This window comes from Humidesulfovibrio sp., assembly GCF_031082295.1.
GTDB lineage: Bacteria > Desulfobacterota > Desulfovibrionia > Desulfovibrionales > Desulfovibrionaceae > Humidesulfovibrio.
Genome location: NZ_JAVHLD010000010.1, coordinates 1 through 12,015, shown reverse-complemented (window position 1 = coordinate 12,015; position 12,015 = coordinate 1). Strand labels below are relative to the sequence as shown.

Below are 12,015 nucleotides of genomic sequence, written 5' to 3'. Positions count from 1 at the left end.
CGACGGCTGCGCCAAGGGGCTGGGACAACGCCTAGAGGTCGAGCTTGACCTCCACGCCTTCCCTGCTGGGGCGGGCGTCCTCGCGCTGATAGGCCAGGGGGTCGCCGTAGATGTGTTGGCTCGCGGTGGCGGCCAGCTTGAGCGCTTCCTGGTTCGTGGCGTTGAGCTTGAGCACTGCCTGGGCGTTGGTCAGGGCCTCGCCCCAGTTGCGGCGCTCCAGGGCGCCCTTGGCCAGGCGCAGGTTCATGGCCTCCATGGGGCCGAAGCGGCGCAGGGCCGCGCGTACGATATCCTCGGCCTTGTCGGCGTCGCCAAGCGAATCGTAGCATTGGGCCAGGAGCGGGTAGGGGCGCAGCTCGCCTGGCGCCACCTCGATGTTCTTCAGCAAGTATTCCACCGCCTCGGCCAGCAGTCCGGCCAGGAAGAAACGGTTGCCAAGATCGGCGTAGAGGCCGGGCTCGTCGCCGCAGATTTCCACCGCGCGGCGGAAATGCTTGCGGGCCTCCATGGGTTGGCCTTGGTCCAGCTCTGCCTGTCCGGCGAGGATGAGTTCGTCGAGCTCCGCAAGCTGCTTGCGCCGTTCCTCTTTCCTGGCCCTGCCGAACACCGCCTCAAGGGCAGTGGCCACGCGGCTGAACAGGGCCGACAGCTCGCGCTCCTTGCCTTTCTTGTAAGCCGTGCCGGCGGGGAAGGCGGCCTTGAGCCCCTCCTGTTCCACCACCAGGCGCACGGCCTCTTCCATGAGCACGTCGATCTCGATGCGCTCGCGCCCGAAAATCTGCCCGGAGCCCAGCAGTTCCAAGGCCAAGGCCAGGGACTTGAGGCTCTTCAGGATGTCCTTGCGCTGTAGAAAGAACTTGGAGCGGGCGATGTGTTCCCGCACATTCTTGGGGCTGGTGTCCATGCGCTCCTCTCGGTTGTCCTTGCCTGTGGCCTGTCGGCGGCGGGCTCGAATATGGCGGGCCACGTCCCCCAATACCCCAGCCGGTTCGCATGATCAAGGGCGGCGGGTCGTCTGCGCGGAAAGACATAGGGCATGCCGCGCCTGGCCTATGAATTTCCGTCCGAGGACACCAGCTGCGGCTTGCCCGAAGCGAAAGATTCAGGCATCTTGCATGGAAGAACCTTTTGCGAGGTAGCCATGATGAGGGAACATGAGTTCGACCCGACCAACGCCGAGACTCTGGAACAGTTCCGCAGGATTCCGGCCTTTTCCTCCCTGGAGGAGAGCATGATTCAGGAGGTCGTGCGCATGTCGCGCATGCGCAAGTACGATCCAGGCGAGCTGATCATTCGCGAGGGAGATTATGACGCCTGGGTCTTTTTCCTCATCAAGGGCGACCTGAAGATTTCCGTCAAGGGCGTTGAGGTAGGCTCCATCCGTCGGCTTGGGGACGTCTTCGGCGAGATGGGCATCATCGACGGCAGCCCCCGCTCGGCCAGCATCGAGGCCCTGACGCCGACCCTGGTCGTGGCCGTTGACGCATCCATCCTGGACCGCCAGACGGCCAAGGACACCTACCTCGTCCAGTCGATCCTCTACCGCATTTTCTGCGAGGTGCTGGCCGTGCGGGTGCGCGAGTTGGACAAGAGGCTCACGGAACTCACCGCAAGCAAGGGTTGAGGCCCTGGCGAACCTTACGGAGGCAGCATGGCCGTTCACCCGCTGGCAGGAAAACCCGCCCCACAGGAACTCCTCTCCGACATTCCGCGCCTCCTGGCGGACTATTCGCGTATCACGCCCGAGGCCGCTGACCCGGCCCAACTGGTCAGCTTCGGCACCTCCGGCCACCGCGGGACGAGCGGCGCCGGCAGCTTCAACGAAGCGCACATCCTGGCCATCAGCCAGGCCATAGTGGAGCATCGCGCGGCGGCGGGCATCCGCGGGCCGCTGTTCATGGGCATGGACACCCACGCCTTGTCGGCGCCTGCCCTGTCCACGGCCCTTGAGGTCTTCGCGGCGCAAGGGTTGGACGTCATGATTCAGGCGGGCGGCGGATTCACGCCCACGCCGGTCATCTCCCACGCAATCCTTTGCCACAACAGGAGCCCCCAGAACCGGCAGGCGGACGGCGTGGTGGTGACCCCCTCGCACAATCCTCCCCAGGACGGCGGCTTCAAGTACAACCCCCCCGAGGGCGGCCCAGCGGACACCTCCACCACCAAGGCCATTCAGGACCGGGCCAACGAGTTGTTGCGCAGCGGCCTGGCCGGGGTGCGGCGCATGCCCCTTGAGCGCGCGCTCAAGGCCGAGACGACGCACCAGATCGACTATGTGGCGCCCTACGTGGAAGACCTCGGTAACATGGTGGACATGCAGGCCATCAAGGCTTCTGGCATCAAGATCGGGGCCGACCCGCTGGGCGGTTCGGGCATCGGGTTTCTTGCGCCCATCGCCGAGCGCTGGGGCATCAACCTGACCGTGGTCAACACGGTGGTGGACCCGACCTTCTCCTTCATGACCGTGGACAAGGACGGCAAGATCCGCATGGACTGCTCCTCGCCCTACGCCATGCAAGGGCTCATCGCGCACAAGGATTCCTACGACGTGGCCTTCGGCAACGACCCGGACTTCGACCGCCACGGCATAGTCACCAGAAGCGCCGGGCTCATGAATCCCAACCACTACCTTGCCGTGGCCGTGGACTACCTGTTCCGCAACCGGCCCGGCTGGCGCGCGGACGCGGCCGTGGGCAAGACCCTGGTGTCGAGCTCCATGCTGGACCGCGTGGCTGCGAGCCTTGGGCGCACCCTCAAGGAGGTGCCGGTGGGCTTCAAGTGGTTCGTGGACGGACTCCTCGACGGCTCCTACGGCTTCGGCGGCGAGGAAAGCGCCGGGGCCAGCTTCCTGCGCAAGGACGGCACTGTCTGGACCACGGACAAGGACGGCATCATCATGGGGCTCCTGGCCGCGGAGATAACCGCGCGCACGGGCAAGGATCCCGGCATGCACTACGCGGACCTCACGGCGCGCTTCGGCAGTCCGGTCTACGAGCGCATGGACGCCCCCGCGACCTCCGCCCAGAAGGCGGCCTTCAAGACCCTGACGCCGACGATGGTCACGGCGACGACCCTGGCCGGGGAGGCCATCCAGGCCAAGCTGACGCGCGCGCCCGGCAACGGCGCGGACATCGGCGGGCTCAAGGTGGTGACGGAGAACGGCTGGTTCGCGGCGCGGCCCTCGGGCACGGAGGAGATCTACAAGATTTACGCCGAGAGCTTCCTCGGGCGCGAGCACTTGAAGCTGCTGCAGCGCGAGGCCCAGGCCATGGTGGACGCCGCTTTCGTCGCTGCCGGGGCGTAGAGCACCCCCCGGGCGCGATTATTCAGCGGGTCAGGCCGGAGCTGTCCGGTCTGGCCCTTTTCTTTGTCTGCAGGTGGGTGGAGCGCGCAAAAAAAGCGGCCCCGCTTTCGCAGGGCCGCCTCGTCATGATCCTTGTGTGCCAGTTAGAACTGGTAGCGCAGGCCGAGCAGGGCCTCGTGGGACTTGATGTCCTTGGCCTGGAACTCGATGGTTCCGTCAGTGCTGGAGAATTTCTTGCCGTCGCCGAAGCTGGTGTAGCGGTAGCCAAGGTCGAGGATGATGTTGTCCGTGAAGGAGTAGCCGACGCCAGCGCCCACGTTCCAGGCGAAGTTGGTGGTCGTCTTGCTGACGTCATCGGTGGCAGCGGTCCAGCCAGTGAAGGTGCTGGAGACCTTCTGGTTGATCCACGCCACGCCCAGGCCAGCGCCCACATACGGGGTGAAGGCGGTGCCGGTCTTGATGTCGTAGTAGAAGTTGGCGAACACGGTATGGATGTCCATCTTGGCGTTGAACGCGCCGGTGGTGGAGTTGGTGGCGCTGTACTTGAACTGGTTGTGGTACAGGTACTCGGCCTCAGCGCGGACCGGCAGGCCCATGCCGGCGAAGTTGTAGCCGAGGGCGCCGCCGACGGTGTAGCTGTTCTTGTCGGACCAGGACTCGTTGGTTGCGTTGTTGTTGGTGGCTGCGGCCTTGGAGTCGCTCACACCGCTCTTGCCGTGGTCCATGTACTCATAGCCGCCCTTGACGCCAACATAGATGCCGCCTTTGTCGGCCGCGAAGGCGGTTCCCAGGCTCAGGGTGGCGACAAGCGCCAAGGCGGCGAAGATGATGAGATGTGCCTTCTTCATTGTTGTTCCTTCCTTCCGGCTAAATTAAAGAGGGTTTGACAACATCATGGGGGGCATGAGTCATCATGGTTATGCCTGCTTATTATCGACGTGAAATGGCCCTGTCAATAGACCTGGTAAAATATTTTTTACTTTTCTTGTCTCCTCCCAGGACTCGACTCTGCGACCGTTCCGCTATATATGTGTCTGATGAGCGAATCTGCTGTGGAAATCGCCCAGGCCCTCAGGCGGCATGCGCGCGCCGAAAACGGCGACCCCATCAAGGTCCTGCCGGGGCTTCTCTCCGCTCTTGCGGAGTTGCCCGCCGGTCACGGCGATGCCCCCCAGGGCGCCGCCACCGTTGGCGAGGTTGCCTGGCAGTTGTTCAGCGTCGTGCGCACCCTGCGCGATGTCGCGCTCGCGTCGCGGGTGCTGCAGGCCCTGGCTTCCCTGGGGCGCTTTGGCCGTTGCCTGGCCATGCTGCACATCCAGGCCCGCAGCCTGCCCCTGCCGCAGGTCACGCCGATTCTCCAGGCGCTTTCCAGCGCGGACTACCTGAGCATCGTGAATGAGATGTGCCTGAGCCCCCAGGCCGACGACAAGCAGTACACGGCTTGGCTCAAGAGCCTGCTGCCCACGCCTGCCCGCTGCGACCCCAAGGGCGCGCTGCAGTTCCTGGGGACTCTCGCCGACGAAGGCACGCCCCTGGCCAAGCCCCTGCGCGACGCGTTGCTCTCGAGTTGCCTGGCCGAGGCCCTGCCCAACGCCTTTGCGGGCAAGCCCGGCGCGACAACGGCCGGGGCGCTGCTCAAGGCCGCCGAGAGCTTGTCCAGCCCGGCCATCCACGTGGAGGCCTTGGGCTATGCGCTTCGCGTCTCCGGTGCTGACGGGCCGAGCCGGTTGGCCCCGCTTCTGGGCGCAGCCCCTGATCTGGAGGTCCGAGAGCCCGCCCTGCTTGTGGAGTTGCGCCGCTTGGCCGCAACCCCCGATGCTCCCAGGCTGCTGCTGCCTGCCGCCAAGGCCGAGCCGGAGCTCCTGGGGCTCGTGCTTGCGGACATGCTGCGCCAGGGCGGCGAGACGCATGAGCGAGCCCTCTCGTTGGCGCCCTTGCTGCCCAGGCTCGGCCTGGCGTCCCTCTTGCCGGACGTTCCCGCTGCTGACCGCGAGGCCGTCATGGGCCGAGTCTTCCTCGCCCTGGCCCGGGTCGAGGCCGAATTTCTCCGCCGTGCCGCAAAGGCCTTGCAGAGCATGCTGGACAAGGCCTCGGTGCAGGCTCTGGCGCAGATATTCTCGTCCCAGACCGCCAGGGATGCGGCCGAGAGCGCCACGCTGCTCGCGCCACCGGCGGCGGCCAAGGTCCCGGCCAAGGCCGCGAGCCAGCGCCGCCCCTCCTTGGCAGAGGCCCTGAAGGACGCCTTGAGTCCGCTGAAGGACCAGGACTATTCGAACTCCACCCTGAGCGGCGAGAGCCTGGAAGGGTCCACCCTCACCTCGGTGAACCTCTCGGCCAGCCAGTTTTCCTCAGTCACTTTCCGCAGGCTCCGCCTGAGCAACTGCAACCTTGCGGGCTGCCGGTTCGAGAGCTGCACCTTCCAGGGCTGCACGTTTTCAGCCGTCGATCTTTGCGGCGCACAGTTCCAAGGCTGCACCTTCAGCGGCTGCGCGCTCGAACGCTGCGATGCCGCGCGCCTGCGGCTGTCCTCCTGCACCGTTTCCCGGTGCGCCTTGACGGAGTCCTGCCTGGCCGAAACGCATCTGACGAAGGTGCGCATGGATCGCATCACAGCCAGAGCCTGTTCATTTTCAGGACTGCGCGCCCAGACGGTGGCCCAGACGCACAGCTCCTTCGCCCGTTGCGACCTGTCCGGCTCGGTGCTGGAGCGCAGTGTCTGGCGCGGCTTCGAGTTTCAGGACTGCGCGCTGGCCCATGCCCGCCTGCGCCATTGCGAGGTTCAGGGGGGGAGCTTTGCGCGTTGCTCCATGCGCGGAATCTCCGTGCTGGGCGGGCATACGGACAACCCGCACCTGGCCGAGGCGAGTTGGGCAACCCTGGCCGAGCTGCTGTCCGGGGGCGATCCTGCGCTTGTCGAGCTGCCCCCGGCCCTGCGCACCGAGTCCGGCGCGGCCTTCGTGGCAGCCTGCGTGGGCCGCTATGTGCGCCTGGACGAGGCCAGAAGGACCCTGGCGGCCATGCGCGGCCAGAACCAGCGCCGCATGGAGTTGGCCAGGGAGCGACTGACCGAGGCCCAGGGCGTGTTCCTGACGTTGCTCCCGCAGCTCCTGGTGACGGATGTCTTCGAGAAGGCCCAGGGCCTCGGCAACGTTCCGGCCTGCGCCCTGGGCGGCCCGGAGGTCCGAGTGGATGCGGCCCTGCTGGAAAAGTACTTTCCCGGCCAGGCTCCCACGGCGAAGGCTGCGCCGCTTCTGACCATCGACGCCCTGTACGCCATCGGCAGCCTGGGCTCCGTGGCCCAGAAGCCGTCCTCGGACATCGACTGCTGGGTTTGCCACAACGAGCCTGAGGGCTCGGCGCAGGAGGTGCGCGACGGTCTGCGCCGCAAGCTCGCGGCCCTGGAAGTCTGGGCGGACCAGCAGTTCGGGCTGGAGGTGCACTTCTTCGCCATGACCCTGGACGAGGTGCGCACCAATTCCTTCGGCATGAGCGACAAGGAGAGCTCCGGCTCTGCCCAGGCGGCCCTGCTGAAGGAGGAGTTCTACCGCACGGCGCTCCGGCTCGCGGGAAAGGACCTGCTCTGGTGGGCCGCGCCTCCCGGGGCCGACGCCGCCACTGCCCAGTCGCTCCTGGCCGAAATCTCCGTGCTGGACCCCCGGCTGGCGGGGGAACTGGTCGACCTGGGCCAGCCCGAACCGATTCCGGCCAGCGAATATTTCGGGGCGTGCCTGTGGCAGATGGTCAAGGCCCTGCACAGCCCCTACAAGTCGGTGATGAAGCTTGGCCTGCTTGAGAAGTACGCGGACAAGGGCCAGACCATGCGGCTCTTGTGCGACCGTATCAAGGAGGCGGTCATGCGCGGCCGCTCCCGCCTGGAGTGGGTGGACCCGTACCTGGCGCTCTTCTCCTCCATCCACTCGCACTACGCCGCCCTGGGCGACGAGGGCGCGCTGGGCCTCCTGGCAGAGTGCCTGTGGCTCAAGGCCGATGTGGAGGCGGAGTACCTGCCGCCGGAGTTCAGCCAGGTGGCGCAGGCCACGTGGGCGACCGACACCTTCGCCAATTCCATGCGCCTGGGCGGGCTGGTGAACCAGTTCATGATCGCGGCCTATCGCCGCATCCAGGGCGGCCTCAAGGCCGACCGCGCGTCCGCGAGCATCACCCCGCAGGACCTGACGCGCCTGGGGCGGCGCATCGCCTCCAACTTCGCCCAGCATGAGCACAAGGTAAGCCTGGTGCCCTTCCTGTCCGAGGATGTGGCCTTCACCGAACTGTACTTCTATGCGGAAAAGGCGCCGGGGAAGCGCACGGTCTGGGCGGTGAAGGGCAAGGAAAAGGCCACGGGCAAGGCCGCGGTGGAGTCGCTCGAGCCCATCCGCAGGGACACGGACGTGGCGCGGCTGCTGGCCTGGATCGTGGTCAACGGCATCTATGTGCCGGGACTGGCGGTGCAGGCCGAGAAGACCCTGGCGCCCATCGCGGTGATGGACATGCAGGCGCTCCTGCAGGACCTGACGACCTTCTTCCCGCGGCACGAGATTCTGAACCCGGACATGGAGGAGTACCTGCGGGACGAGCAGGTGACCAGGGCCTACGTAATCCTGAACCTGCCGGTGCCGCCGGACAAGAACAAGATCCTCCAGGCTTCGGTGATCTACGCCACCAACTGGGGCGAGCTTTTCTGCCAGGGCTTCGACAATCCGCCGCAGCTGTTGTCGCTGTCGCCGCTGACCTTCCTGCGCGAGAATCTGGCCCGGACGGTTCCCTCCAGGCCGGAGGTCAAGATCTTCATCCCCAAGAAGTCCGCCTGCCCGAGGATCAAGGCCTTCTAGCCCTCCCACCCCCTGCCGTCGCACCTTCTGAGCGGCCCGTCGAGGCTGTTGTCTGGCGGTGCGCTGGCTAGCGCTTGGCGATCATGGTCGTGGCGATCCAGTCCAGCACCAGCGCGGGCATCACCGTGGGCTGGTTCAGGGCCTCCTGGGCGCTGGCCAGCACCAGGTCGAAGCGCCGCAGACCCGCAGGGCCGAGCCGCGCCAGCCGCTTGGCCACGGGGGAGGCCTGGGTGTTCCCGGCCACGGCCAGGGTCAGTTCGCGCTGGCAGGCGGAGAGCAGCCGCAGGCTGAGGGAACGGTCCGCCGCGCCCTTTGTGCCGGTGCGCTCGAACCAGCCCTGCCCGGTGTCCCAGAAGTGAAGCAGGGCGGCCAGCCATTCGGCCACGTCCGGCTCCGGGGGCTGTGGCTCGGGCCAGGGCAGGGTGAGCACGAAGCTGCGCGAGACCAGCGTCTGCAACAGGCGCTCGCGCTGGGGGGCCAGGAGCACGAAGACGTTGCCGGGCCGGGGCTCCTCAAGGGTCTTGAGCAGCAGGTTGGCCACGGCGGGGTGGAATTCGTGGGCGCCGTGGAAGATGCTCACGCGCAGGCCCTTGCCGCGCGGCGGCTGGCCCCACTCTGGCAGGGCGTCGCGCACCTCGTCGGTGGTGATCTTTTCCTCGAGGCCGAAGACCTTGAGGTCCATGAACACGCCCTGGGGGATCTGCACGCAGGCGGCACAGGTGCAGCAGGGGCGTGCTGCGGGGGCGCCGGTGCAATTGAGGGTGGCGGCCCAGGCCAGGGCGGCGGTTCTGCGGTCGCTTTCGGCGCCGCCCTCGATGACCAGGCTCTGGGGCGCTTTGGCGGCCAGGGTGCGCAGGCGCGGCAGCACCTGGGCGGCCCCGGCGAAGGAGCAAAGGGATGTGGGGGAGCACGCCGTCGCTGTCATGGGCGGCTCCAAAAGGCTGCGGCGCTCGGCGTGCTTCTGCGTGTGCGTGGCGTCATGCGACAGGGCTTAACGCAGAAGCGCGCCGGACCGCAAGGCGCTAGAGCACGACCACCGAGTTGTCGGCGTCGGCGAAGGCGCTGTACACGTAGCAGTCGGCCTCGGTGTCGTTGAGCCAGACGCCCGTCTCGGTGACGTAGCGGTACTGGTAGGGCGTTGCGGCCGGCAGCGTCAGGGTCGTTGTGAACTGGCCCTTGGCCTTGCGCATGGGCAGCGCCGTGGGGTTCCATTCGTTGAACTCGCCAGCAAGGAAGAGCTTCTTGGCCCCCTCGGCGTTGTCCACTGGCAGGGAAAAGACCACCTTGCACTTGCTCTTGTCCTTGGAAAACGTCTTGGTCAGCGGCATGATTGATCCCCCTTGAACGCAGCCCCCCCGGGCCGCCTGACAGGTTCCACTAAACTCGCGCGCCCAGGGAGCGGTACAACTCGATGTACCGGGCGGCAGAGCTTTCCCAGCTGAAATCCTGGTTCATGGCGCGTTCGACCATGCCGCGCCAGTACGCCTTCTTGTTCTTCCACAGGTCCACGGCCTCAAGGATGGTGCGGTAGAAAGTCTCGGGGTCGGGGTCGGCGAAGGTGAAGCCCGTGGCCTGCGGGTGCGGGTAGGGCACGATGGTGTCGCGCAGGCCGCCCACGTTCGTGGCCACCGGCGGCGTGCCGAAGCGCAGGGCGTACATCTGCGTCAGGCCGCAGGGCTCGTAGCGCGAGGGCATGAGGAAGATGTCCGAGCCGGCCTGGATGCGGTGGGCCAGGTCCTCGGAGTAGCCCACGATGACGCAGAGCCTGTCGTGGTGCTGCTCCGCCAGTTCCTGCAGGCGGGCCTCATGCTCCAGCTTGCCCTCGCCCAGCACGATGAGCCCTATCTCGTGCTCCATGAGCTTCGGGATGATGTCGACCAAAAGGTCCACGCCCTTCTGGCCCCGGAAGCGGCCGATGAAGGAGAGCACCGGCTTGTCTTCCAGCTGGTCGGGCAGGCACATTTCCTTCAGGAGCGCGCGTTTGCAGTCGCGCTTCCCCTCCGGGCTGCCGGAGCGGTAGATGCACGGCAGGAATTTGTCGTCGCGCGGGTCCCACACGGAGTAGTCGGCGCCGTTCAGGATGCCGCGCAGGGCACCCCGGCGGCGGCGCAGCATGCCCTCCAGCCCGCAGCCGAACTCCGGGGTCAGGATCTCCTCTGCGTAGGTGGGGCTCACGGTGGTCACGGCGTCGGCGTAGGCGATGCCGGTCTTCAGCAGGTTGAAGTCGCCGTAGAACTCGGCCCCGTTCATGTTCCAGGCCTCCGCGGGCAGGCCGGACTCGAAGAACAGGCGCGAGGCGAAGCGGCCCTGGAAGGCCAGGTTGTGGATGGTCAGGACGGTCTTGGTGTCCTTCCAGTAGGGGTCGGTGCGCCGCCAGAAATGCAGATAGGCCGGCACCAGCGCGCTCTGCCAGTCGTGGGCGTGGATGACCGCCGGGGCCCAGTCGAGCCTGCGCGCCCATTCCAGCGTGGCGCGGCAGAAGAAATTGAAGCGCTCGCAGTTGTCGAAATAGTCGCCCGCGTGGGTGTTGTAGAGGAACCTGCGGTCGAAGTATTCGCCCCGGCCAACGAAGTACACGGGCATTCCGTAGTAGTCGGCCTGGTAAATCTCGGCGGTGATGGGCGCCCAGGGATAGCCGACGGGGCAGCGCTCGGTGAGCAGGCGCAGGTTGAACCCGGAGGTGGCGAAGCGGCCGTACATGGGCGTTACAACGGCGGTGTTGACGCCCAGGCGGTGCAAGGTCAGCGGCAACGCGCCCAGAACGTCGGCCAGGCCGCCGGTTTTGGAGAAGGGGTACATCTCCGAGGTCATGAACAAAACAAGAGGCTTGGCCATGAAAATCCTCTCGCTGACAGGGCCAGGAGCGCCCGGCCTGGATCAGGCTGCCGGATCCCCGCCGGGAGGGCGGAGGCTCGAGAGCCGGGTGACATAGTCGCGCACGATCCGTCCGTGGTCAAAGGCCAGGGGGGGCAGGGAGTTCAAGGGGAACACCTGCGCCTTGGCCGCGTCGTCGCCCGCCTGGAGCTGGTCCGGGTTGAGGGCCTGGGCCGTGTACACTGCGCTCGCCGTGTGCCCTCGCGGGTCGCGCGCCGGGTCGGAGTAGACTCCAAGCAGCGAGGTCAGCTCCACCTCAAGCCCCGTCTCCTCGCGCATCTCCCGTACCGCCGCGGCCTCGCAGCTCTCGCCCAGGTCCACGAACCCGCCCGGCAAGGCCCAGCCGTGGGGCGGGTTCTTGCGTTCCACCAGCACGATGCCCCGCCCAGGAAGGTGCACCAGCACGTCCACGGTGAGCAGCGGTGTCTGCGGGCGCCAGCCTGCTGCGGACATGGAACTCCTCCTGAAATGGCGGATACTCGCTTGGGTGTGGCCCAGCAATCAATCAGATAGATGAACGTGGGGCACATGACAAGCATAATCGTGCCATAAAACGGCAAAGATGCACAAAGTGGGCAGGGGGATGCGAACGGTGAAGACGCGGTTCGGCCCCGCGGTGTGAAGCTGGCGGGGGCGTCTCCTTGGGAGGAATTGGGTGCGGGAGAACGCTGGGGCCTGAAATGAAATCAGCTTCCCGTGGGACCACCCCAGGGAAGCTGGTTTCTGCAAAGGAAGGAAGGATACTTGGCATAGAGCAGGATGCGTGCCAATGTGTGCAGTCGGGTAAAATAAAAATATATCTTGTGTAATTCTGGGTATTTAAAAGTGTGGCGGTTTTGGCGACGTCGCGCTTGCGGCGTGAAAACCATGAAAATCGGTCGAAAAAATTGAACTCTGGACCCGCTCATAGCAGTGGTTGCGGGGATCAGGTTCAAAAACCTAAACCGAGGGGGTCAGCGCGAAGTGGGCCGTGAGGGTCGCAACCGGGATGGCCCCCGCGCGCAG

Annotated in this window: 9 protein-coding genes; 3 read left to right on the top strand and 6 right to left on the bottom strand. The window is 66.2% G+C overall.

Going from position 1 to position 12,015, the window contains the following annotated elements; all coding sequences use genetic code 11:
• Window positions 1–31 precede the first annotated feature (31 nt).
• Entirely contained in the window at window positions 32–904 is an 873-nt protein-coding gene (locus RDU24_RS07300) for a tetratricopeptide repeat protein (protein WP_308735096.1), read from the bottom strand.
• Window positions 905–1,141: 237 nt separating this feature from the next.
• Here RDU24_RS07300 and RDU24_RS07295 point away from each other — a divergent pair, with 237 nt between their 5' ends.
• A complete protein-coding gene (locus RDU24_RS07295; RefSeq protein WP_308735095.1) occupies window positions 1,142–1,624 on the top strand; it encodes a Crp/Fnr family transcriptional regulator in 483 nt (160 codons plus the stop codon).
• A 27-nt stretch (window positions 1,625–1,651) separates the two neighbouring features.
• Window positions 1,652–3,304: a phosphoglucomutase (alpha-D-glucose-1,6-bisphosphate-dependent) gene (pgm, locus tag RDU24_RS07290; protein ID WP_308735093.1), complete on the top strand. Its 1,653-nt coding sequence runs from the start codon at window positions 1,652–1,654 to the stop codon at window positions 3,302–3,304.
• Window positions 3,305–3,447: 143 nt separating this feature from the next.
• On the opposite strand, the gene RDU24_RS07285 is transcribed toward pgm, so the two are convergent.
• Window positions 3,448–4,152, bottom strand: coding sequence for an outer membrane protein (locus tag RDU24_RS07285; protein ID WP_308735092.1), 705 nt, complete (start codon window positions 4,150–4,152; stop codon window positions 3,448–3,450).
• 189 nt (window positions 4,153–4,341) lie between these two features.
• On the opposite strand from RDU24_RS07285, the gene RDU24_RS07280 reads away from it, so the two are divergent.
• Window positions 4,342–8,136, top strand: coding sequence for a class I adenylate cyclase (locus RDU24_RS07280; RefSeq protein ID WP_308735091.1), 3,795 nt, complete (start codon window positions 4,342–4,344; stop codon window positions 8,134–8,136).
• Between the two features lie 67 nt (window positions 8,137–8,203).
• Here RDU24_RS07280 and RDU24_RS07275 read toward each other — a convergent pair whose 3' ends face one another.
• The 4 genes from RDU24_RS07275 to RDU24_RS07260 form a co-directional block, all read right to left on the bottom strand.
• Complete coding sequence (locus RDU24_RS07275) at window positions 8,204–9,061, bottom strand: DNA polymerase III subunit delta' (protein WP_308735090.1); 858 nt, start codon at window positions 9,059–9,061, stop codon at window positions 8,204–8,206.
• Window positions 9,062–9,158: 97 nt separating this feature from the next.
• Window positions 9,159–9,464, bottom strand: coding sequence for an isoamylase early set domain-containing protein (locus RDU24_RS07270; protein ID WP_308735089.1), 306 nt, complete (start codon window positions 9,462–9,464; stop codon window positions 9,159–9,161).
• A gap of 49 nt (window positions 9,465–9,513) precedes the next feature.
• Window positions 9,514–10,971 (bottom strand): glycogen synthase GlgA, encoded by a 1,458-nt coding sequence (glgA, locus tag RDU24_RS07265; protein ID WP_308735088.1) that lies wholly within the window; start codon window positions 10,969–10,971, stop codon window positions 9,514–9,516.
• 42 nt (window positions 10,972–11,013) lie between these two features.
• Window positions 11,014–11,463: an NUDIX hydrolase gene (locus RDU24_RS07260; RefSeq protein WP_308735087.1), complete on the bottom strand. Its 450-nt coding sequence runs from the start codon at window positions 11,461–11,463 to the stop codon at window positions 11,014–11,016.
• Window positions 11,464–12,015 lie beyond the last annotated feature (552 nt).